This window comes from Agromyces sp. Y575, assembly GCF_059445445.1.
Genome location: NZ_JCAIUI010000006.1, coordinates 53619 through 76739, shown reverse-complemented (window position 1 = coordinate 76739; position 23121 = coordinate 53619). Strand labels below are relative to the sequence as shown.

The 23121-nt window shown below is 69.4% G+C and carries 16 protein-coding genes; 9 read left to right on the top strand and 7 right to left on the bottom strand.

The window, feature by feature from the left end; translation table 11 throughout:
• Positions 1-73 precede the first annotated feature (73 nt).
• Entirely contained in the window at positions 74-4630 is a 4557-nt protein-coding gene (locus AC1C2U_RS19030) for an ExeM/NucH family extracellular endonuclease (protein ID WP_495363350.1), read from the top strand.
• Between the two features lie 105 nt (positions 4631-4735).
• Here the strand turns inward: AC1C2U_RS19030 and AC1C2U_RS19025 are convergent, their stop codons facing one another.
• From AC1C2U_RS19025 to AC1C2U_RS19000, 6 genes are read right to left on the bottom strand one after another with little or no spacing between them, the layout of a single operon-like run.
• Entirely contained in the window at positions 4736-5593 is an 858-nt protein-coding gene (locus tag AC1C2U_RS19025; RefSeq protein ID WP_495363349.1) for an ABC transporter ATP-binding protein, read from the bottom strand.
• On the bottom strand, positions 5590-6378 hold the full coding sequence (locus tag AC1C2U_RS19020) for an ABC transporter ATP-binding protein (RefSeq protein WP_495363348.1): 789 nt from the start codon (positions 6376-6378) through the stop codon (positions 5590-5592). Before AC1C2U_RS19020 ends, AC1C2U_RS19025 begins: the two co-directional genes overlap by 4 nt.
• On the bottom strand, positions 6375-7232 hold the full coding sequence (locus AC1C2U_RS19015) for an ABC transporter permease (protein ID WP_495363347.1): 858 nt from the start codon (positions 7230-7232) through the stop codon (positions 6375-6377). Before AC1C2U_RS19015 ends, AC1C2U_RS19020 begins: the two co-directional genes overlap by 4 nt.
• Positions 7229-8179, bottom strand: coding sequence for an ABC transporter permease (locus tag AC1C2U_RS19010; RefSeq protein ID WP_495363346.1), 951 nt, complete (start codon positions 8177-8179; stop codon positions 7229-7231). Before AC1C2U_RS19010 ends, AC1C2U_RS19015 begins: the two co-directional genes overlap by 4 nt.
• Positions 8180-8181: 2 nt before the next feature.
• Entirely contained in the window at positions 8182-9828 is a 1647-nt protein-coding gene (locus AC1C2U_RS19005; RefSeq protein WP_495363345.1) for an ABC transporter substrate-binding protein, read from the bottom strand.
• Positions 9825-11012, bottom strand: a complete 1188-nt coding sequence (locus tag AC1C2U_RS19000; RefSeq protein WP_495363344.1) for a C45 family autoproteolytic acyltransferase/hydrolase — start codon at positions 11010-11012, stop codon at positions 9825-9827. Before AC1C2U_RS19000 ends, AC1C2U_RS19005 begins: the two co-directional genes overlap by 4 nt.
• A gap of 88 nt (positions 11013-11100) precedes the next feature.
• Here AC1C2U_RS19000 and AC1C2U_RS18995 point away from each other — a divergent pair, with 88 nt between their 5' ends.
• The 3 genes from AC1C2U_RS18995 (at position 11101) to AC1C2U_RS18985 (ending at position 18171) form a co-directional block, all read left to right on the top strand.
• On the top strand, positions 11101-12003 hold the full coding sequence (locus tag AC1C2U_RS18995; protein ID WP_495363343.1) for a MurR/RpiR family transcriptional regulator: 903 nt from the start codon (positions 11101-11103) through the stop codon (positions 12001-12003).
• Positions 12004-12095: 92 nt separating this feature from the next.
• Positions 12096-14129: a DNA helicase RecQ gene (gene recQ, locus AC1C2U_RS18990; RefSeq protein ID WP_495363342.1), complete on the top strand. Its 2034-nt coding sequence runs from the start codon at positions 12096-12098 to the stop codon at positions 14127-14129.
• A gap of 346 nt (positions 14130-14475) precedes the next feature.
• On the top strand, positions 14476-18171 hold the full coding sequence (locus AC1C2U_RS18985; RefSeq protein ID WP_495363341.1) for a S8 family peptidase: 3696 nt from the start codon (positions 14476-14478) through the stop codon (positions 18169-18171).
• A gap of 6 nt (positions 18172-18177) precedes the next feature.
• Here AC1C2U_RS18985 and AC1C2U_RS18980 read toward each other — a convergent pair whose 3' ends face one another.
• Positions 18178-19176 carry a hypothetical protein gene (locus AC1C2U_RS18980; RefSeq protein ID WP_495363340.1) on the bottom strand — a complete coding sequence of 333 codons (999 nt, stop codon included), beginning with the start codon at positions 19174-19176 and terminating at the stop codon, positions 18178-18180.
• Between the two features lie 145 nt (positions 19177-19321).
• Here AC1C2U_RS18980 and AC1C2U_RS18975 point away from each other — a divergent pair, with 145 nt between their 5' ends.
• The 5 genes from AC1C2U_RS18975 (at position 19322) to AC1C2U_RS18955 (ending at position 23104) form a co-directional block, all read left to right on the top strand.
• Positions 19322-19996 carry a PadR family transcriptional regulator gene (locus tag AC1C2U_RS18975; protein WP_495363339.1) on the top strand — a complete coding sequence of 225 codons (675 nt, stop codon included), beginning with the start codon at positions 19322-19324 and terminating at the stop codon, positions 19994-19996.
• Positions 19997-20187: 191 nt separating this feature from the next.
• Complete coding sequence (locus AC1C2U_RS18970; RefSeq protein WP_495363338.1) at positions 20188-21279, top strand: ATP-binding cassette domain-containing protein; 1092 nt, start codon at positions 20188-20190, stop codon at positions 21277-21279.
• The gene (locus tag AC1C2U_RS18965) at positions 21276-22133 is read left to right on the top strand and encodes an ABC transporter permease (RefSeq protein WP_495363337.1); all 858 of its coding nucleotides are present in this window, start codon (positions 21276-21278) and stop codon (positions 22131-22133) included. The genes AC1C2U_RS18970 and AC1C2U_RS18965 overlap by 4 nt, the downstream gene beginning before the upstream one ends.
• Before the next feature lie 162 nt (positions 22134-22295).
• A complete protein-coding gene (locus AC1C2U_RS18960) occupies positions 22296-22709 on the top strand; it encodes a DUF7144 family membrane protein (RefSeq protein WP_495363336.1) in 414 nt (137 codons plus the stop codon).
• The gene (locus AC1C2U_RS18955; RefSeq protein WP_495363335.1) at positions 22706-23104 is read left to right on the top strand and encodes a DUF7144 family membrane protein; all 399 of its coding nucleotides are present in this window, start codon (positions 22706-22708) and stop codon (positions 23102-23104) included. The genes AC1C2U_RS18960 and AC1C2U_RS18955 overlap by 4 nt, the downstream gene beginning before the upstream one ends.
• The last annotated feature ends 17 nt before the right edge of the window (positions 23105-23121 follow it).

The window sequence follows — 23121 nt, the reverse complement described above, 5'->3', positions numbered from 1 at the left end:
CGGGGCAATGGCCCCCGGCGTCTGCGCGTGTTCGCGGCGACATCGCGGGGAACCCGACCGTTCAGGGAGAGTCATGCATCGTCGCCGCACCATCCAACGTCTCGCGGCCGTCTCGGCCGTATCTGTCGGGGCCCTCGTCGTCGGCCTCCTCGGCGCACCGCCGGCGCTCGCCGCCGTCGACGGTTCCGGCGTCGTCATCAACGAGGTGTACGCGCGGGGCGGCAGTGCGAACCAGCCGTTCACGAACAAGTTCGTGGAGCTCTACAACCCGACCGACTCCGCCGTGTCGCTCGCCGGCTGGTCGCTGCAGTACCGTCCGGCGACGAACACCGGACCAGCAACCGGCGTCGGTGCGCTCACCGGCGAGATCGCGGCGAACAGCTACTACCTGATCGGCCTCAACAGCAACGGCACGACCGGCGCGGCACTGCCTGCCACCGACGTGGCGTTCACCATCGCCCCGAGCGGCACCACCGGTTCGCTCTTCCTCGCGAACGTCGCCGGAGCGATCAACCCCGGCACCGGGTCGATCGTCGACAACGCCCAGGTCGTCGACTACGTCGGCTACGGCACCTCGGTCAACTTCGAGGGCGCGCCGGCCGCCTACCAGGGCTCGAACTCGACTCCCGGCAGCATCGTGCGCACCGACTTCGCCGACTCCGACGACAACGCTGCCGACTTCACCTTCTCGGCGACCGTGACGCCGCAGGGTTCCGGTGGCGACACCGAGCCTCCCGTTGCGACCGAGGCGACGATCGGCGAGGTGCAGGGCGCGGGTGACGTGAGCCCGCTCGACGGCGACGCCGTCATCGTCGAAGGCGTCATCACCGCAGATCACCGTTCGGGCGGCTACAACGGCGTGACGATCCAGACGCCCATCGCCGACGAGGCGCCCGACGCCTCCGACGGCGTCTTCATCTTCGGCATGCCCGCCGTCGGCGAGGTCGGCGACCTCGTCCGCGTGACGGGCACGGTCAGCGAGTACTTCGGACTCACCGAGATCACGACGAGCGCGGCAGGTGTCGAGGTGGTCACGCCCGGTGTCGGCGTCCCGGCCGCGACCCCGCTGCCCGACACGACCGTCGGAACCGCTCGCGAGTCGCTCGAGAGCATGCTCGTCGCGCCGACCGGGTCATACCTCGTCTCGAGCAGCCACGAGGTCGCGAGCTTCGGTTCGCTCTGGCTCGCCGCCGGTGACACTCTTCCGGTCAAGAGCACAGAGCAGGTCGACGCCGGCCCCGCCGCTACCGAGATCGCCGCCGCGAACCGGGGTCGTCTGCTCCTGCTCGACGACGGCTGGAGCACTCGCGCCGATGCGGCCGAGCACATGAACGACCAGCCGTACCTGAACGAGGGCACAATCGTGCGCAACGGCGACCGGGCGATCCTGCCCGCGATGCCGTACGTGCTCAGCTACGGGTTCAACGCCTGGCGCCTGCAGCCGACGACGCCGATCGACAGCACGAGCGACGCCTCGGTCAAGCCCACGTTCGAGACCCTGAACGAGCGCCCGACCGTAGCCCCCGAGGTCGGCGGCGACGTGCAGATCGGCGTCTTCAACGTGCTCAACTACTTCACCACCCTGACGAGCCAGAACCCTGACGCGCGCGGTGCAGCCAGCGCCGAGGCGTTCGCGCTCCAAGAGGAGAAGATCGTCGAGGCGATCAGCGCGATGGACGCGGAGATCGTCGCCCTGCAGGAGATCGAGAACTCGCTGAAGCTCGACGGTGTGGCCGATGAGGCCATCGCGACCCTCGTCGCCGCGCTCAACGAAGCCGAGGGCTCCGAGGTCTGGGACTTCGTTCCCACGCCGGCGATCCTGACAGCGGCGACGACCGACGTCATCCAGAGCGCGATCATCTACCGATCCGACGTCGTGACGCCCAAGGGAGAAGCGCAGACGGTCGTCGACGAGACGGTCTGGGGCAATGCCCGCGAGCCGATCGGTCAGGCCTTCGAGCTCGCCGATGGTACCGACCTCGCGGTGATCGCCAACCACTTCAAGTCCAAGAGCGGCAGCGGCACTGAGCCGGCCGACGGCCAGGGGCACTTCAATGCCGACCGCGTCGCACAGGCGACCTCGCTGCTCACACTCGCCGACCAGCTCGCCGAGCAGGCGGGTGAGGTCTTCCTCCTCGGCGACTTCAACTCGTACGCGCAGGAGGACCCGATCCAGGTGCTGACCGGGGCCGGCTACACCGACCTGCTGCCCGCGCTCGCTCCGGGGGAGTACACCTACACCTTCGACGGCGAGCTCGGCTCGCTCGACCACGCGCTCGGCAACGCCGAGGGTCTCGAGGCGGTCACGGGCATCGGCCGCTGGGCGATCAACGCGCCGGAGTGGGGCGAACGCGAGTACGCGGACGCCGCGGCAGACGACGGTTCGGTCTACCGGTCGAGCGACCACGACCCGACCCTCATCGGCATCGACACGGCCGAGCTCGAAGACGTCGTCGACATCTCCGTCGTCACGATCAACGACTTCCACGGTCGCATCGAGAAGTCGGCTCCTTCCGCCGGCATCGCCGAGATCGCGGGTGCCGTGAAGACGGTGCGCGACGCGAACCCGAACACCGTGTTCGCCGCGGCCGGCGACCTCATCGGCGCATCGACCTTCACCTCGTTCATCCAGAACGACAACCCGACGATCGATGCGCTCAACGCGGCAGGCCTCGACGTGAGTGCCGCAGGCAACCACGAGTTCGACCAGGGCTGGGAGGACCTCCGCGATCGCGTGCAGCAGCGCGCCGACTGGGAGTACATCAGCTCCAATGTCTTCTTGAAGGGCACGGATGACACGGCGCTCGCGCCGACGTACACGCAGACCTTCGAGGGGGTGACCGTCGGCTTCATCGGCGCGGTGACCGAAGACCTCGACACGCTCGTCAGCCCGGCGGGCATCGCCGATCTCGAGGTGCGCAGCGTCGTCGATTCCGTGAACGCGGTGGCAGCCGACCTGAAAGACGGCGATCCCGCGAACGGCGAGGCCGACGTGCTCATCCTCCTCGTGCACGAGGGCGCCGCGTCGACCAACATCTCGTCGCTCACCGACGGTTCACCGTTCGCTCAGATCGTCGCCGGCGTCGATGACTCGGTCGCCGCGATCGTGTCTGCGCACACGCACCTGCCGTACAACCACACGGTCGACGGTCGTCCGGTGGTATCGGCCGGCCAGTACGGCGAGCAGTTCGGACTCATGCAGCTCGAGGTCGACCCGAACACGAAGGAGATGCTCTCGATCACGAACGAGCTGAAGCCTCTCATGACGCGTGAGACGCCGACGTCACCGTACGTCTCCGTGTACCAGCCGGTACCCGAGGTCGCGGCCATCGTCACCGCAGCCACGGCCGCCGCCGATGAGCTGGGCAAGCAGAAGGTCGGCGAGATCACCGGCGACCTCAACCGCGCACAGCAGCCGGGGCTCGATGCGAACGGCAACCCGGTGCTCGTCGAGAACCGCGGCGGCGAGTCCACGATCGGCAACTTCGTCGCTGACGTGCACCTCTGGGCGGCGAACGTCGACGGCCACGCCGACATCGCCTTCATGAATCCGGGCGGCATCCGCGCGGACCTCAAGTACGCCTCGGGTGGTGCCGAAGACCCCGACGGCAACGTGACCTATCGCGAGGCGGCGACGGTGCAGCCGTTCGCCAACACGCTCGTGACGCTCGACCTCACGGGCGCGCAGGTGAAGCAGGTCTTCGAGGAGCAGTGGCAGACGAGTGTCACGCGGCCGCTCCTGAAGCTGGGCGTCAACGCCGGCGTCGAGGTCGTCTACGACCCGACGGCGCCCACGGGTTCGCACGTCACCTCGGTCACGCTGAACGGCGAGCCACTCGACCCAGCAGCCACGTATCGTGTCGTCGCCAACTCGTTCCTCGCGGGCGGTGGCGACAGCTTCACGACCTTTGCAGCGGGCACCAACCGTTCCGACACGGGCAAGGTCGACCTCACCTCGACGGTCGAGTGGTTCGCGGCCAACGGCACGGCGACGCCCGACCTCGCGCAGCGTTCGGTCGGTGCCGTCGTCTCGGCGCCTGCGAACGGCACCGCCTACGTCGCTGGCGAGTCGGTGCAGCTCGACTTGAGCTCGCTCGACTTCAGCACGACCGAGGTTGCAGCCGGTGAGGTGTCGGTGTCGATCGGCGACACCGTGCTCGGCACCGCTGCGGTCGACCGCACACTGCTCGAGAAGTTCGACGAGATCGGGCGTGCGTCGCTCGCGGTGACGATCCCCGAGGGGCTTGAGGGCGCGACGGCCTTCACGGTGTCGGTCGCCGCCACCGGCACGAGTGTCGAGTTGCCGATCACGATCGAGGCGCCGGTGATCGACGAGGTCGGGACGTTCGTGCTCGGCGTGCCGAACAAGCTCATCGCCAAGGCTGGATCCGCCGTGCAGTACAAGGGGCAGGTCTTCGCCCTCGACGGCATGCAGGCGGTCGGCACGTTGACCATCAGCGACGGCTCGCGCGTCATCGCCACTGTCGAGATCGCGGCCGGCGACAAGGGCCGGTTCAACGTGAAGCTGCCGACCCTTTCGCGAGGGCTGCACGTGTTGCGCTCGAGCTTCGACGGTACCGCTCCCTACGCCGATTCCGAGTCGTTCGCGGTGCCCATCCTGGTCTGGTAGCGCGATTGGATGAACGAGCGGGGCGAGGGTCGAACGTGACCGTCGCCCCGCTCGTCGGTCACGGCCGACAGCGCGCCGCGCTCGCAACGGGCGGCAGCCGCGGCCTCAGAGCAGCGACGAGTCGTGGTTCCGATCGAACGCGGCACGCCGCTCGATCACCTCGTGCGGGTCCCAGCCGGGGCCGGCAACCGACGAAATGAGCAGTTGGGTGTACGCGTGCTGCGGCGACCTGAGCACTTCGCGGGTCGCACCGTCTTCGACGACCCGGCCACGGAACAGCACGAGCGTTCGGTCCGTCACCTCGTCGACGACGGCGAGGTCGTGGCTGACGAAGAGCAGCGCGATGCCCGAGTCGCGGCGAATCTCGCCGAGCAGCTCGAGGATCTGCGCCTGCACCGAGACGTCGAGGGCCGACACCGCCTCGTCGAGCACGAGCACCGACGGCGACACCGCGATGGCTCGGGCGATCGCGACACGCTGCCGTTGCCCGCCGCTCAACTGGTGCGGCTTGAGCGCGCCCTGGGCCGAAGCCAACCGCACCCGGTCGAGCAGTTCCGCGACGCGAGCCCTGACCTCGGTGCGTGCTGCCAGGCCGTGGAGCCGCATGGCGTGCGCGAGCGTCTGCTCGACGGTGAGACGACGGTCGAGTGATCCGTACGGGTCCTGGAAGACCATCTGCACCTGACGCGCCCCGTCGAGTCGGGCGCTCCGCCCGCGGGCCCGAACGAGCCGATCTCGGCCGTCGACCGTGAGGCTCCCGGCATCCGCTCGCTCGAGACCGGCGAGGATGCGAGCGATGGTGGACTTGCCGGAGCCCGATTCGCCGACGAGGCCGAGCGACTCGCCGGCCGAGATGGTGAGCGACACGTCATCGACGGCGACCACCGGTTCGGCGCGTCGGCCGGGCTGGAAGGTGCGTCGCAGCTCATGGGCGACGACGAGTGGAGTGCTGACGTCGTTCATGCGTGGTGCTCCCTGATCGTCGGCACGGCATCGAGCAGTGAACGGGTGTACGGCTCGCTTGCTCCCGCGAACAGGTCGGCGCCCTGAAGCTCCTCGACGATCTCGCCTCGGAGCATCACGTACACCCGATCGCAATACGCGGCCGCGAGGTGCAGGTCGTGGGTGATGAAGAGCAGGCCGAGCCCGCGGTCACGTTGCAGGTCGCGAAGGATGGCGAGCACCTCGGCCTGCGTCGTGACGTCGAGTGCGCTCGTCGCCTCGTCGGCGAGCAGCAGCCCGGGTCGGGTGGTCAGCGCCGCCGCGATGACGACTCGTTGCAGCATGCCGCCCGACAGTTCGTGCGGGTGCTGGCGGAACCGAAGCTCGGGTCGAGAGATGCCGACGGCCTCCAGCAGTTCGAGTCCTCGGCGCTTCGCCTCGGCCCGGCCGATGCCATGCACCAGCACGAGTCGCTCGGTGAGCGAATCGCCGATGCGCCGCACCGGGTTCAGTGCGCCGCGCGGATCCTGCTGGATCAGGGCGACCTCTGCCGAGCGGATGTCGCGGAGTTCGCGTGCGCCGGCGCCGAGCACGTTGCGCCCGGCGATGCGCACGCTGCCGTCGAGTTGCGCGGCCGGTGGCAGCAGACGCAGCGCAGCGCGGACCGTGCTCGACTTGCCCGATCCCGACTCCCCGACGAGCCCGACGGTCTCACCGGCGTTCACGCGCAGGCTGACCTGATCGAGGATCCGGATGTCGCCGTACCGGAGCGAGAGATCGACGATGTCGAGCAGCGGCCCGGTCATGCGCGTGCCCCCAACCGCTCCGAGAGCCGAACGCCGACGATGTTCACCGCGACGACCACCGCCGAGATGGCGAGGCCGGGCACGAGTGTGGGCCCGAAATGGCCGAGCACGATGCCGTCCTGTCCTTCCTGCACCATGAGCCCCCATTCCGAGCTCGGCGGCTGCGCGCCGAAGCCGAGGTAGCTGAGCGTGGCCAGTCCCATGAGGCCCTCGCCGAACAGCACGACCAGATAGCCGAGCAACGCGGGCGCCATGTTGGGCAGGACGTATCGTGACGCGATAGCCGCGCCGCCGACGCCTTGCACGCGATACGCGTCGACGTAGGGCCGGGCGAGTTCCGAGAGGGCGATGCTCCTCGTGAACTTCGCGATCACCGGGGCATAGGCGAGCGCGAGAGCGACGACCGCCGTCGCGGGACCCTCGCCGAACACGGCGATGACGAGCACCACGAAGAGCAGGCCCGGGAAGGCGAACATCACGTCCGTGATGCGCGCGAGCATCACGTCGATCCAGCCGCCGTTCCACGCCGCGACGATGCCGATCGCGACACCGAGCACCGTTGCGCCGACGAGCAGCAGGAACGGGCCGATGAGGCTCTCGCGAGTGCCGAGCAGCAGACGCGAGAGCAGGTCGCGGCCGAGCTGATCGGTGCCGAGCGGGTGCGTGAGGCTGGGTGAAGCCCAGATGGCCGTGAAGTCGATGGCCTCGGGATCGTAGGGCGCGATGAGCGGGGCGAAGGTGGCCACGAGCACCACGAGTGCGAGGAACCCGGTCGAGATCCAGAAGAGCGGGTCGCGTCGTCGCCCGACGAGCCCGGTGCGGGTCAGCAGGGCGTCTGCCGTTGTGGTGGTCATGAGGTCTTCACCCGGCTTCCGATCCGCGGGTCGAGTAGTGGCAGGAGCAGGTCGACGAGCGTCGTCACGATCATGTAGGCGACGACCATGTAGAGCAGTACTGCCTGCACGATCGGGAAGTCGTGCGTGTTGATCGCGTCGACGAGCAGCGAGCCGATGCCGCTGATGCCGAAGACGCTCTCGACGACGACGGTGCCCGCGAGCATGCTCGCGATGACGAGCGCGATCATCGTGATGATCGGCCCCCAGGCGTTGCGCAGCACGTGCCGCAGTACGACGAGTCGCTCGGCCAGGCCGGTGCTCCGCGCCGCTTCCACATGCTCGGAGTCGAACTGCTCGACCATCGTCTGCCTGGCTACCCGGCTGACGATCGCGAGCGCCCCGACCGACAGGGCGATCGCGGGGAGCGTGAGGTGGTGGATCCGGTCGGCGAAGCCCTCACCGGCGCCCGTGACCGGGAACCAGCCGAGCTGCACCGAGAAGAAGGAGACGAGCACGATGCCGACCACGAACGAGGGAACGGATGCCGCGAGCGTCGTCGCCCCGACAATCGCCGAGTCGGCGACCCGGCCCCGGCGCACGGCCGCCCACACGCCGAGACCGACACCGGCGACGGTGAAGATCACGGCAGCGTAGGCGACGAGCGACAGGGTCGCGGGAAGCCGGCTCGACATGATCGCCGAGACGGGCTGGTGGTACTGGAACGAGGTGCCGAGGTCACCGGTGACGGCGCCGCTCAGCCAGAGCCAGTACTGCACGAACAGCGGCTCGTCGAGGTGGTAGTCGGCCCGCACAGCGGCGATGCGCTCGGGCGTGAGGTTCTCCGGGTTGCCGATGAGGAAGGTCACCGGGTCGCCGGGCGCCGCGTACATGGCCGCGAAGATGAGGAAGGATGCCACCACCAACGTCACGGCCATGCCCGCGAGCCGCCTGAGCGCAGTCGGCATGCTCAGCGCTGCGAGGAGCCGAGGTCAGCGGCCCACGGGTAGTAGAGGTACGCGGCTGACGAGGGCAGCCCGGTGAGCGTCGACGAGTACGCAACCGTCGACCGGCTCTGCGTGACCGGCAGCCATGGCGTCGCTTCGACCCAGCGGCGCTGCAGTTCGATGGCGAGCTCGGCGCGTTCCGCGTCATCCGTCGCCGCGAACGCCTGGGTGACGAGCTCGTCGTACTCGAGGTCGTCGAACCCGACGAAGTTCACCGAGGCGGTGGACGCGCCGTTCTTGTAGAAGCCGACCGGGTCGTTCTTCGAGATGTAGTACTCGTCGGAGAACAGGTCGGCCTGTCCGCGCAGATCGGCATCGGAGTAGAAGTCGCCATACTGGGCCGACGGGATCGTGGCGATCTCCGCCTCGAGACCGATGCTCTTGGCTGCGGCGACGAGGGCGTTGGAGACGACGTTGCGCACCGAGCCGCCATCGCTCGCGATCACGATGGGATCGGACGGCGTCCCGGCCTCGGCGACGAGTTGCTTCGCTTCGTCGAGGTCGGCAGCGCTCGGGCTCGCGGGCGCACCCTCGAGCTCCTCGTAGGCGGCCTCGAAGGCGTCACGCTCGTAGCCCCACGCGCCGGAGCCGATGGGCGTCTTCGACGGCTCGGCGAGGTCACCGAACGCCGCCTTCGCGATGCCGGCTCGGTCGAGCGCCAGCGAGAGAGCCTGGCGGATGCGCTCGTCGGCGAGGGCGCCGCGCTCGGTCGCGAGCAGCACCCAGGCGTTCGTCGACGGCCCCTGTGCGAGCGATACGGAGTCGACCGACTGCAGGGGGATCGCCGAGGCGGGCGAGTCGAGGTAGGAGCCATCCGCCTCGCCGGCGGTCAGCGCGTTGACCACGGCCGACTGGTCGGCCCACCGGAACACGACCTCGTCGGCGAGCACCTCGCGCGCGGCATCCCAGTAGTTCTCGGCCTTCTCGATTGTGAGGCTCGCGCCGGGCTTCCACTCGCCGAGCGTGTACGGCCCTGAGCACGCGTCGGGCGTTCCCGGGGCGCCGAAGTTCTCACCCTGCGCCTCGACGACGCGCGGGTTCAGCACCATGCCGCCGTTGCCGGCCATCGCCTGGATGAAGATGGCGTCGCGCTGCGCGAGCGTGACCGTGATCTCGTTGGCGCCGGTCTTCGCCATCGCGGTGACGTTCGCGTACTCGTCGGATTCGTCGGCGCCCTCTGCCGCGTGGCGCTGCATGCTCCACAGCACGTCGTCGGCGGTGACGGGGCTGCGGTCGTGGAACGTCGCATCCGTGCGGATCGTGAACACGACGTGAGTGTCGTCGACCCACTCGGCGCTCTCGGCGAGGTGCGGGACCGTGCTCAGATCGGGCTGCACGGTCATGAGTCGTTCGCAGACGTTCGCGAAGACGGTGTTCTCAGTCGCGCCGCTGTCGACGTCGAAGTCGAACGTCGCCGGTTCGGCCGGGAGCATCCAGGTGACGGAGTCGACGGGGCCGGATGCCGCGGGCGTCGTCGCGCCGAACGGGATCTCGCCGGCAGGGTCGGCCGACGGGCCGGCTCCGCCGGCGGTGCATCCGGTGAGTGCGATGGCCGCCCCGGCGGCGATCGCGAGCCAAGCGGCTCGTCGGGGTCGGTGGCTGATGTTCATCGGTGTGCCTCCATTGGCAGGGTGGGGGTGGTGAAGCGGGAGCCTGGTCCGTCGAAGGCGTTCCAGGGCAGGATCTCATAGGGGTGGTCGCACGGCGTTCCGTTCGTGACGAAGTAGTCGCCGGTCGTGAGGTCGACGCAACTGGAGAGGAGCGTCGACCATTGCCGCACCGCCGGACGTCGTTCATCGGGGTGGGTGCAGACGGATTCGGGGTAGCCGAGGTGGTCGCTCATCGCGGCACGGATGCCGGCGAGGGTCTCGTCGCGGCCGTTCGCGTGGCGCACCCGCTCGAGGCCGGATCGCGCCTGCGGCACGCGGAAGAGCGAATCGGCCGAGACCGGTCGGTAGTGGCCGGCAAGTTGCGGGGGCACGGATGCCTGGTAGTGATTGCCGTGCACGAGCAGGCCGTCGTCGGGGTAGACCCAGTCGATGCCGGTGGGCGTGATCTCGAGGTCGATCGAGAAGCCGGAGCGGTCGGTGAGCAGGGCGTTGCTCGAGATGTGGGCGTTCGTGCGCACGAGAGTGTTGATCGCGTCGGGCAGTTCGCTCTGGTTCAGCGTCATGCGCCGGATGAAGGTCTGAGGGAGCCCGACCGAGGCGTCGAAGCGGCCGCCGAGCCCGTTGGCGTTCAGCGCGAGCCCGGCGGAATTCACACCGTGCCGGCCGATCTGGCCCGCCTCGAGCTGCATGATGAGCGTCGGCAACGGGTCTTGCACGACTCGCACGATGACGACGGTGTGCTGCGTACCGGCGCGCCAGTCCCAGTTCTGGCCGGCATAGCTGTGGCCGTCGCCGGCCGCCGTGCCGGTGAGCGAGAAGCTCGTGCAGCCGTCGCTCGAGTCGCGCTCCTCTTCTGGGTCGATCTGCCGGGTGCGCGTCGAGCCCTGGTCGTAGATGATCTCGCCGCGGAGGTTGAGGGCCATCAGGTCGAGCAGGTCGCGCCCGCTTCCGGCGGCGACGCCTTCGAGCTCTCGCACGACGTCGGGCGCAGCGTCCCGGCATGCGGGAAGCCAGCTCGCGGCTTGATCGCGTACGGCCGACCAGGTGAGACCCGCCTGTTGGCCGAACGCCGCCTCGTAATACTCGATGGCCGACGAGATGAGATCGGCTGCGGCCTCGCCGTACTGCGCACCGCGTTCGAATGGGGCGCCGCTGATCTCGATCGTGCGGATGGTGGTGCTCATGTCCGGCGGCGTTCTCTCTGCGCCGGTTAGCATGTGGATCACCGGCGTCTTCGTTGGAATGATCGTTACGAGATAGGATGCTCGTGGAATGAATGATACACACGACCCGCAATCTGTATCAACCGATACGCGCAACCCCGGCGTGATCGAATTGCGAAGCCGCGTGCGTGGCGCGTGGGAGACCATGTCCAAAGCCGAGCAGGCCGTCGGTGGCCTGCTCGCCGGCAGCCCGGCCGAACGCCTGCTCTTCGCAACTGCGGCCGAGCTCGGCGCTGAGACGGGCACGAGCAATGCCACGGTCATCCGAACACTCCAGAAACTGGAGTACGCGGGCCTCGCCGACCTGAAGCGCCGAGTCGCCGCGCCCTTCACCGAGGCGGTCTCGCCTGAAGAGCGTGTGCGGCAACGGCTCGACCATGCGGGCGAGGACACCGGCCGGATCGCCGCGAGTGTCTGGGACGAGGCGCGCGACCAGGTCGAACTCGCTCGGCGGGCGCTCTCGGTCGACGACGTCACCGCGGCTGCCTCGCTCATCGCGCGCGCAGGTCAGGTCTACGCCTACGGTGTCGGCGCCTCGGCCGTTGCCGCCACTCACCTCTGCCTGCGGCTCGGCCGCGCAGGCAGATCGGCCCGGCATCTCGACGCCGACGGGTTCCGGCTGGCCGATGCGCTGCTGCCGCTGCGGAGCGGCGACGTCGTGGTGCTCTTCGCGCCCGGGCGCGTGAATTCCGAGCTCGAGGCGATCGTCGGGCGTGCGCGCGAGGTCGGCGCGCACACCGTGCTCGTCACCGACGAGCTGCGCGAGCGACTCGCGCCGCGGGTCGCGGTTACGCTCACCGCGCCGCACACGCCCACGGGGTTGACCGCCGAGGTGCTGACCTCGATCCTCGTCGCAGACGTGCTCGCGCAGTCGGTCTCGGCGCTCGCGCCGGACCTCGCGGTCGAGACCTCGCACGCGCTCACGGTGCTCCGCTCTCGGCTGGGGTACTGAGCAGGCTGCCTCCACAGGGCGGCGTTCTCGCATTCGCATCGGAAGCGAGCTGATCGGGCGGCGGGGTCGGCGGCGCTCGTTACACTCGACTGATGAGCTGGAACGCGGAACCCGACTGGGCTGATGAGGTCCCGTGGGATCCCGACGAGCAGGCGCCGCCGCCCGACGACGAGTGGGCGCCGCCCGCTGACCCGGCGTTCTCCGCGCCCGCCGGCGCCGGCGCTCGCCGTCCCTCGATTGCGGCGACGAACACGACGGGCGTTGGCACCGCAACGATGGTGGCGCCCGCGGCCGCACCTGCGCGATTCGCATCCGCTGCCGAGGCACTCCACACCGTTTTCGGTTACGACAGCTTCCGCGGCGAGCAGGCTGAGATCATCGAGCAGCTCGCGGGCGGCGGTGACGCGGTCGTGCTCATGCCGACCGGCGGCGGCAAGAGCCTCTGCTACCAGATCCCGTCGCTCCTTCGCGAGGGCACGGGCATCGTCGTCTCGCCGCTCATCGCGCTCATGCACGACCAGGTCGACGCGCTCATGCGCAACGGCGTGCGCGCGGCGTACCTCAACTCGAGCCAGCAGTCGCACGAGCGCGCCGAGGTCGAGCGCGCCTACCTCGCGGGTGAGCTCGACCTGCTCTATGTCGCGCCAGAGCGCCTGAGCAATGAGCAGACGAAGCGATTCCTCGCACAGGGCACCATCGCACTCTTCGCGATCGACGAGGCCCATTGCGTGGCGCAGTGGGGGCACGACTTCCGGCCCGACTACCTCGCGCTCTCCGAGCTGGCCGACCGCTGGCCCGACGTGCCCCGCATCGCCCTCACCGCCACGGCGACCGACGCAACGCATCGCGAGATCACCGAGCGGCTCAGCCTCGGCGGCGCGAAGCACTTCGTCTCGAGTTTCGATCGGCCGAACATCCAGTACCGCATCGACTCGAAGCTCGAGGTGCGAAAGCAGCTGCTCGACTTCATCCGTACCGAGGGGCGTGACGCCGAAGGCAACCCCGTCGCCGGCATCGTCTACGCACTCTCCCGGGCGAGCACCGAGAAGCTCGCCGCCTTCCTCTCCGAGAACGGCGTGAATGCGCTGCCCTATCACGCGGGTCTCGACGCGGGGGTTCGTCGCAGAACGCAAGAGCGCTTCCTGCGCGAAGACGGTGTGGTGGTGGTCGCGACGATCGCGTTCGGCATGGGCATCGACAAGCCCGACGTGCGCTTCGTCGCCCACGTCGACCTGCCGAAATCGGTCGAGGGCTATTACCAAGAGACCGGTCGCGCCGGCCGCGACGGCGCCCCCGCCACGGCGTGGCTCGCCTACGGCCTGCAAGACGTCGTGCAGCAGCGCCGCATGATCGACGAGAGCCCGGGCGATCTCGCGCACCGTCGCCGGCTCGCACAGCATCTCGATGCGATGCTCGCCCTCTGCGAGACCGTGCAGTGCCGTCGGCAGAACCTGCTCGGCTACTTCGGCCAGCCGAGCGAACCGTGCGGCAATTGCGACACGTGCCTCGAGCCGCCGGCCTCGTGGGACGGCACGGTTCCCGCGCAGAAGCTCATGTCGACGATCGTGCGCCTGCAGCGTGAGCGCCGACAGAAGTTCGGCGCCGGCCACCTCATCGACATCCTGCGCGGCAAAGAGACTCCGCGAGTGCGCCAGTACGGCCACGATGCCCTCTCCACCTGGAGCATCGGCCAAGATCTGAGCGACCAGCAGTGGCGCGGAGTCACCCGTCAGCTGCTCGCCCAGGGCCTGCTCGCCACGCACGGCGAGTACGGCACCCTCGACGTGACCGATGCCGCGACCGAGGTGCTCTCGGGCACGCGCGCCGTGAAGCTGCGCACCGAGCCCGAGCGTGCGACGCGCTCGCGCGGGCCCAAGGCGGCACCGGCGGCCGCCGACCTCGAGCCGGCGCAGGCCGAACTCTTCGAGCAACTCCGGTCGTGGCGCGCGGGGGAGGCGAAAGAGCAGGGCGTGCCCGCCTACATCGTCTTCGGCGACGCCACCCTGCGTGCGGTCGCGGTCGCCCGGCCCGAGAGTCTCACCGAGCTCGACGGCATCACCGGCATCGGCGCGAAGAAGCGCGAGGCCTACGGCGCGTCACTGCTCGCAGTCGTTGCCGCCGCCTGATCGGCGAAGCACCGCTCGAGCACCGCTAGTCGAGTGGCGCCCGACGCAGGAGGACGCGTATCGAGACCCTCGCACCGGGTCTCGATACGCTCGCTACTCGACCAACGGGGTGCGGTTGAGACCCTCACCGGGTCTCGCTGCGCTCACGTGACGATGCGTGCTGCAGCTCCGCCGCGGCATCCGCTCGTGGCAGGAATCTTTCGATGCGTGGCATTCGCGCCAGTTGCCGGAGCGCACGCGTGAGCTCGGCGTTCGCCTGAAGCTACGGTGACGCGGTTGCGCCATGTCGCACTCTGGGCACCCCGCCGAGCACCGCGCAGGGCGGCGGCGCACCAGACTTCACGGTATGCGTCCACCTCACAGCTCCCGTGCCCGAGCTCTTGCCATTCTGGCCACCGTCACCGCGGTGGTCGTCGGCCTCACCGCCCCGGCCGCCGCCGGCGCTGCGGAGCCGCCCGACTCGACGCCGGAGGCAGGTGCGCTCGGCGAGTCGCACGGCATCACGCTGCTGACCGGCGACCGGGTCGAGGTTGCTCAGGCCGCAGACGGGCGGCGCGCGGCCACGGTCACGCCGGGTCCAGGACGGGAACGGGTCACTTTCCAGACCATCGAGGTGGACGGCGAAATGCAGGTGCTGCCGAGCGACGCCATCCCTTTCCTCGCCTCAGGGGCCATCGACGACAGCCTCTTCGAGGTCAGCACCCTGATCGAGGAGGGATACGCCGATCTCGAGGCGCTGCCGCTCATCGTCTCGTGGTCGCCGGGCATGCGGGCGGAGACGATGACCATCGCGGGCGCCGAGCAGACCCGGGTGCTGCCGAGCATCGACGGCGCGGCGCTCTCGGCCGGGGTCGACGACCTCGGACAGGTGTGGCAGGCGATCACCGGTGGTGCGGTGGCGGAGGCGCCCGCGAAGGACAGCTCCGTGCAGATGGCCGGCGGCATCGAACGCGTGTGGCTCGACGGTCGGGCCTCGACCTCGCTGGACCAGAGCGTCCCGCAGATCGGCGCCCCCGAAGCCTGGGATGCCGGCTACCGCGGCGCCGGCGTCCGAGTGGCGGTGCTCGACACCGGGGTCGACGGGTCGCACCCCGACCTCGCGGGGCAGGTCGATGAGGCGGTCGACTTCACCGACAGCGCGACCGGCACCGCCGACCTGTTCGGCCATGGCACCCACGTCGCGGCCACCATCGCCGGCACCGGCGCGGGCGCTGAAGGCACCCGGCCGGGCGTCGCGCCCGACGCCGACCTGATCGTCGGCAAGGTGCTCAGCGACGACGGCTACGGCTACGACTCCTGGATCATCTCCGGCATGGAGTGGGCGGCGGAGCGTGCGGCGGTCGTCAACATGAGCCTGGGCGGCGGCCCCTCAGACGGGACGGACCCGCTCAGCCTCTCCCTGGAGGCGCTCTCGGAAGAAACCGGAGCCCTCTTCGTCGTGGCGGCGGGCAACGACGGTCAGGACGAGGCGGTCGCCACCCCGAGCACCGCGACGGCCGCGCTGTCGGTCGCCGCGGTCGACCGGGACGAGTCGCTCGCGGAGTTCTCCAGCCGCGGGCCACGCACGGGCGACGGCGGGCTGAAGCCGGAGATCAGTGCGCCGGGTGTGGGCATCGTCGCAGCACGGGCGGCCGGCACTGCCATGGGCTCGCCGGTCGACGCGCTCTACACGGCGTCCTCGGGCACGTCGATGGCGACCCCGCACGTGGCGGGTGCGGCCGTCCTCCTCGCCCAGCAGCACCCCGATTGGTCGGGGGAGCGGCTCAAGGATGCGCTCGTCAGCACCGCGAAGCCCAACCCCGACCTCGGGGTCTACGAGCAGGGCGCAGGGCGGGTCGACATTGCTCGTGCGGTGAGCCAGGAGGTGACCGCCACCGGGATCGCGGACTTCGCGCTTCAGGGCGACGCAGCGGAGGAGGCGGTGCGTGAGCGCACCGTCACCTACCGCAACGAGAGTGACGAGCCGGTCGACCTCGATCTCGCGATCGAGGTCGAGAACCTCGACGACGACGGCTCCGGTACCCGCGCGTTCACCGCACCCGAGCGGGTCACCGTTCCCGCGCACGGTTCCGCCGATGCGGTCGTGGCGATCGATCCTGCCGCCCTCGACCGGGGACGGTGGAGCGGCTCGCTGACCGCGACCGCGGCTGACGGCGTACTCGTGCACACCGCCATCGGTGCGATCAAGCGAGGTCCGCGGCACACGGTGACCATCCGTGCGGTGGGCTTCGACGGCGGCGATACATTCGTGCCGTCCCTCTCGTTGATCGGTGACCACCCGGGCACCGAGTACCTCGGCTATCTCGACAAGGGCGAGGTCGCCACCGTCGAGGTCGAGGAGGGCGACTACATCGTGCAGGCGATCATCGAGGGCAACGACACCGCGCAAGCCGAGCGGACCGGCACGGTGATTCTGCCCGACGTGCAGGTGACCTCCGACGTCGAGGTGGTGCTCGACGCTCGCAAGACACGCCCGATCGAGATCCGGACCCCGGAACCGGCCGAGCAGCAGAGCATCATCAGCTGGTACACCCACCGGCTTCTCACGAACGGCCGCGACATCCAGCACGGCGTCATGTCGTTCGAGCGGACGATGCCCTGGGTGACCCCGACCGAACCTGTTCGTGAGGGCGAGTTCGAGTTCTCCTCCCGCTGGCAGCTGGTGCGGCCCTCCGCGCTGATCACCGTGCCGGGCACGAAGCTGAAGCCCCAGGCCGGCCTGCTCCCGAATTCCGGGGTGCTCGACCGGGCAACGCGCCTCGAGCTGGTGGCACCGGGACCGGACTTGAAGGGAGTGCGCGGCAAAGCGGTCGTGGTGGATGCCCCTGACCAGGGTCTCGAGGACGCCCAGGTGCAGGCAGCTGCAGCAGCGGGTGCGCGGGCGATCATCCTGGTCCGACCCACGACCAACAGCCTCTTCACGGTGTTCCAGCCGGGCGTCGACCCCGGTCCGATCCCTGCGATGGTCACCACCGCCGAAGACGGCGCGGCGCTGATCCGGCGCGCACAGCGGCCGGGCAAGCAGCAGGTGGTGCTCGAGGCGAGCCGCACGAGCCCCTACCTCTACGACGTCATCCAGGTCTCGACCGACGCGATCCCCGACGAGATCGTCTACCGGGTGACCAAGGCCAACAGCCACCGCGTCACCACGACCTACGCCGAGAGCGGCGGGCGGCCCTATGCCCGTGAGCAGCGTTTCGGCTGGCGCCCGTGGATGACCTACGCGTGGAACGACGCGCAGCGCACGGTTGCCACCGGCGAGAGCCGGGTCGAGTGGGTCTCGGCGGGTGACTCGGTATGGCAGCACCAGGTGCTGCACACGTGGGAGAACTGGATGGGCATGGTCACAGGCGGCATGACCGGACCGGCGCGCAGCTACGAGGCGGGGCACTCGAAGGAGCGCTGGTTCGATCCGGTCGTGCGCCCGGCCGCGGTCGCCTCATCGCCGTCGACCCGCAGCGGTGACCGGCTTCAGTTGCAGGTGCCCGAGTTCGTCGATGCCGCGGGCCACTTGGAGGTGGGCGGTGCCGCCTCGAGCGCACGGCTCTACCGTGACGGTGAGCTGGTGGAGTCGCTCCCGAATGCACGGCAGGCCCTCGATGTGGTCGCCGAGGAGGCCGACTATCGGCTCGAGCTCGACGTCTCCCGCGACGACGAGGAGTGGCAGCACGGCATCCGCACGTCGACGGCGTGGACCTTCCGGTCCGGCCGACCGGACGAGGGCGAGACGGTGACGCTGCCGCTGCTGCAAGTGGTCTACGACGTACCGACCGACGACGAGGGATACGCGACCCGTCGGAAGCACACGGTCTCCTTGCAGGTGACCGACCAGCTCGGCGCAGTGCGATCGCGTGCCACGCTGCAGGCGGAGGCGTCGTTCGACGACGGTGCGAACTGGAAGCCGCTGGCGGTCCGTCGCGACAAGAAGGGCTTCTCCGCGGTGGTGCCAGCCGGCAGCGAGCCGGTCACGTTGCGGGTCACCGCCGTCGACGGCTCGAGCACGGTGACCCAAGAGGTGGTTCGCGCGTACGCGCGGCGCTGAGCGGGGTCACAGCCACCCGCGCCGCGCCGCCTGATAGGCGAGCGCGGTGCGGGTGTCGACGCCCGCGATCGCCATCAGCCGGTCGAGGCGGCGCTGCACGGTGCGCCGGCTGATCCCGAGCTGGTTCACGATCGACTTGTCGGGAATCCCGGCGACCACGAGCGAGAGCAGGAGGCGCTCCGCGTCGCCGATCCCGTCGACCTGAACCGCAGTGCTGGTCTCGTCGCCGCCCTCAGCAGCACCAGCGGATGGCAGCGGGCTGGCTCGCTCCCAGTGACCCTCGAACAGATCGAGCAGGGCGTTGAGCAGTTCGCCACCGCGGATCACCGCCGCGCTCGGCTCGCCGAGGCCGCGCTCCTGGTCGTGGATCAGGGGACAGATGGCTGTGTGCCGGTCGATGATCGCAAGCCGGATCGGGAGAGCGGGCGCGACCCGCGCCTCCTCGCCCCAGCCGATGCCCTCGAGCACGCTGTCGAGCTCGCCGGGTCCTTCGAGCAGCGCACGTTCGTAGATGGCCCGGTAGCGGACGCCACGCGCGAGGGCGTCGCGTTCCTCGGTGTTATCGGCGCCCTGCATGGCGAGCGGGTTGGCCCGGCAGAACCAGAGGATCTCCTCGCGTGCGGAATGCTGCAGGTCGCGGAGCCGCTCGCGCAGCGCCCCCGCTCCGTTGACGACCTCGACCACGTGGTCGGCGTCGCGGCGGCGGGCGACGGCCCGGAAGTCCTCGCTCAGCGCGGCCACGCGCTGGCGGTCGTCCTCGAGCGACTCCTGGCGTCGAAGCAGGGCGGTGCCGAGCGCAACGTCCGGCGGTTGTGGTCGGAAGACCGGATCCTCACCGTGCCGGACGACGAGGCCCTTCGCTTCCAGCCTGCGCAGGAGGTCACCGGCGTGCTCGGCGGTGAGCCCCGCGACCTCGGCCAGCTGGTCGGCGCGCGCAACGGCGAGGCCGACGAGCAGCCGATAGGTGTTCTCCTCCGCAGGATCGAGCAGCAAAGACTCCTGCATCGGCTCCCTCCCAGGTGCTCGCATCTGTGTGATTTTAGGACACCGGTCGCGCATGCGCCGGTTGGAGCGAGGGAAGCCAGCGCTCGTCGACTCTTGACGAACGCCAACTCGCGATATACTCTGATCAAAGTATTTGGAGGTGAGCATGTCGCGTCGACCGGTGAGCAACCCGCTTGCACTCGCAGTGCTGTCGAGCCTGTGGGAGCGCCCGATGTACCCCTACGAGATCACGACCACGCTGCGCGAGCGCGGCAAAGAAGACAGCATCCGGCTGAACTTCGGCTCGCTCTACGCGATCATCAAGTCGCTCGAGAAGCACGGCCTCATCGAAGAGGCGCGGGTCGAGCGCGAGGGCAATCGCCCCGAACGCATCGTCTACGCGATCACCGACGCCGGCAGGGCCGAGGCCCACGACTGGATGCGCGAGCTCATCGCCGTGCCGGTCAAGGAGTACCCGGCGTTCGAGACTGGGCTCTCGCTCATCGCACTGCTCGCTCCCGATGAGGCGAGCGCCCTGCTGCGCGAGCGTCTCGAACGACTCGATGCCGAGCTCGACCAGCGATCCTCCATGGCCGAGCAGTCGGCGCAGCTCGCGCTTCCAGAGCTCTTCCTCGTCGAGTTCCAGTATCGCGTCGCGATGACCCGCGCCGAGCGCGATTTCGTCGCCACGTTGCTCGATCGTCTCGAAGCCGGCGAACTCGGCGGCCTCGACGCATGGAAGGCCATGCACGAGCTGATCGCTGCCGGCGCGAGCGCCGACGAGATCGAGTCGCAGCTCGCCCGATACCTCGCGGAAGGAGCCGCCGAAGCAGAGCGCTGAGCAACCGTACTGACCAGACGCACTCATGAGGCGTACTGACCAGTACACAAAGATCGATGGCCCGGATGCGGCAACACCCGAGCCATCTCGCAACCGAGTCGTTCAACGTGAATCGAATCCACCCCAGTGCGTGCCGCCATTCTACCGGCCACGCCTCACGACCGAACGGCTCCCCACTGAAGGAGAGCCTCATGGCTGCATCACCCGACGGGATGGCCCTCGCGGCCGTCGATCTCGTCAAGACCTATTCGCAGGGGCGCGGCCCTTCGGCCCGCTCAAGGATCGACAATCGCATCCGAGCCCTCGACGGGCTCACATTCCAGGCCGAGGCGGGCACCGTCTTCGGTCTGCTCGGGCCGAACGGCGCCGGCAAGTCGACGACGGTCAAGATCCTCTCGACGCTCTCGCATGCCGATTCCGGCACGGCGTTCGTCGCCGGCATCGATGTGCGGCGGCATCCGGAGCGGGTGCGCAGCGCTATCGGCTTCGTCGCGCAGAAGCAGGTGTCCGACCCCATGGACACGGGATTGGAGAACCTCGTGCTCGCGGGGCAGATCCATGGCATGTCGACTCGTGCTGCACGGACCCGGGCCGGCGAGTTGCTCGAGCGCTTCGCGCTCACGAGCGCGTCCCGCCGTCAGGTGAAGACGTACTCGGGCGGCATGGCCCGCAAGCTCGACGTCGCGATCGGGCTCATGCACCGCCCGCAGGTGCTCTTCCTCGACGAGCCCACGACGGGCCTCGACCCCGAGGCGCGCACCGAGATGTGGGCCGAGATCGAGCGGATGTCCCGCGAGGAGCGCATGACCGTGCTGCTGACCACCCACTACCTCGAAGAGGCGGATCGGCTCGCGAGCCGGCTCGCGATCGTCGATGCCGGTCGCGTCGTCACCGAGGGCACGCCGGAGCAGTTGAAGAGCGAGCTGCGTGGCGACGCCATCGTGATCGAGTTCCACGAGGCATCCGTCGTCGCCCGAGTAGTCGAGGCGATCGGCCGCCTCGGTGCACTGCGCGAGGTCGCCGTCGAGGGTCGCGCCGTGCGCGCCCGTGCCGACGACGGCGGCGCTGCGCTGCCCCTCGTGCTCAGTGCACTCGACGCCGAGGGCGTAACCGTGGCATCCGCCACCGTCTCGCGGCCGAGCCTCGACGACGTGTACCTCGCACACACCGGGCATTCGTTCGCCTCGGCGCACGAGCGTTCCTCGCGCGATGTCGAGCGAGACGCCGAGGTCGAGGCCGATGCCGACCGATCCGATGCCGCACGCGAGGAGGTCGCATCATGACCACGACCACTCGCCCGGCCCGCGTGACCGCGGCGCCGACATACGCACGCCCGAACTTCTTCCGACACACGGCATATCTCACGCTCCGGCAGCTTCGGGCGGCCGTGCGGATTCCGGCGTTCATCGTGATGAACGTCGTGCAGCCGCTCATCTGGCTGCTGCTGTTCGGCCAGCTCTTCAAGAGCGTCGTCGAGATCCCGGGCTTCGAGGGCGGCGACAACTATCTCGAGTTCCTGACGCCCGGCATTGTGATGATGATGGCGCTGTTCGGCAGTGCCTGGGCGGGCACGAGCTACATCGAGGACATGGAACGCGGCGTCATGGACCGATTCCTCACCTCGCCGACGAGCCGCGGCGCGATGATGGTCTCGACGCTCGTGTACCAAGCGTTGCTCACGCTCGTGCAGTCGCTCATCGTGCTGGGCGTCGCCTGGCTCGGCGGCGCGCGGTTCGGCGCTTCGACAGGCTCAGGGGAGTTCGGCGGTTCACTCGGCGGCATCCTGATCCTGCTGCTCGCGGCGATGCTGCTCACGGCGGCGTTCTCGGCGCTGTCGAACGCGGCGGCACTGCTCGCGCGCAACCAGAACGTGCTGATCGGCATCTCGCAGCTCATCACGATCCCGCTCATGTTCCTGAGCTCGGCGCTCATGGACACGAGCCTGTCGGCCCCTTGGGTCGCGGATGTCGCGCGCTTCAACCCCTTCGAGTGGGCGGTCGTGGCGGGCCGCGAGGCGCTCGGTGCGAGCCCGGACTGGGCGAGCGTCTGGGGCAACCTCGGGCTGCTCGCGGCGTTCACGGCCGTGCTCGCCTGGGTCGCGACGCGCGCGTTCCGCGCGTATCAGCGCTCGGCCTGACGCGAGCGCGCATGGCCCCGGGCGCTCGGGCGTCACGGGTGCTCAGATGGCCCCGGGCGCTCGGGCTGCGCCCCCGCTGCGCGAGTTGCGAGACAGGCGGGCCCCGACAGCGCTAGCATCAGCGCAGAGGCGCCGCGCGGGGTGGCGCAAGGGGGGCTCGGCATGTCCGATCAGTTGACTCGACCGACAGGTGTGACTGTCGTCGCGGTACTCGCGTGGATCGCGGGCGCACTCGACATCGTCTCGGGAACCATCCTGCTGTTCCAGGCGGGCGTCACATCCGTCGTCGACGGACTGGGCGGCAGCGGCCCGCTCTACGCCGCCGCGATCGGCTCCATCGTGCTCGGCCTCATCGTGGTGGTCGTCGCCGCAGGCCTCCTCAGCGGCAACTGGGTTTCCCGCATGGTCATCACGGTCGCCGAGGTGCTCTCGATCATCGGATCGCTCTTCCTCGCCTTCGCGTACCTTGGCGGTGCGGTCGGCGAATGGCTCGGCATCGTCGTTTCGCTCATCGTGCTGTTCCTGCTCTGGGGGCACAAGTCGAGCGTGTTCTTCGGAGGCCGGAGCCCCGCATGAACGCGATCGGCCGCCCGGGCGGTGTCACGTTCATCGCGGTGCTCGTCTGGATCGGCGGGCTCCTCGACATCGTCGGCGGCACGATCCTGCTCTTCCAGACGAGCATCGCTGCGACCGTGGAGCAGTTCGGCGGCGCCGGTCAGCTCATCACTTCGGCGATCATCACGATCCTGATCGGTATCGTCCTCATCGCCGTCGCCGGTGGACTCCTCCGAGGCAGTGCCGGCGCGCGCGTCGTCGTGACGATCGTCCAGGCGCTCTCGATCGTGAGCTCGGTCTTCCTCGCCATCGCCTACCCGGCCGGAGCCATCGGCGAGTACTTCAGCGTCGCCATCTCGGTGATCGTCCTGGCCCTCCTGTGGTCGGGGCGTGCGAATGCGTTCTTCCGCAGCTGAGCACGGCGGCCGTCGAC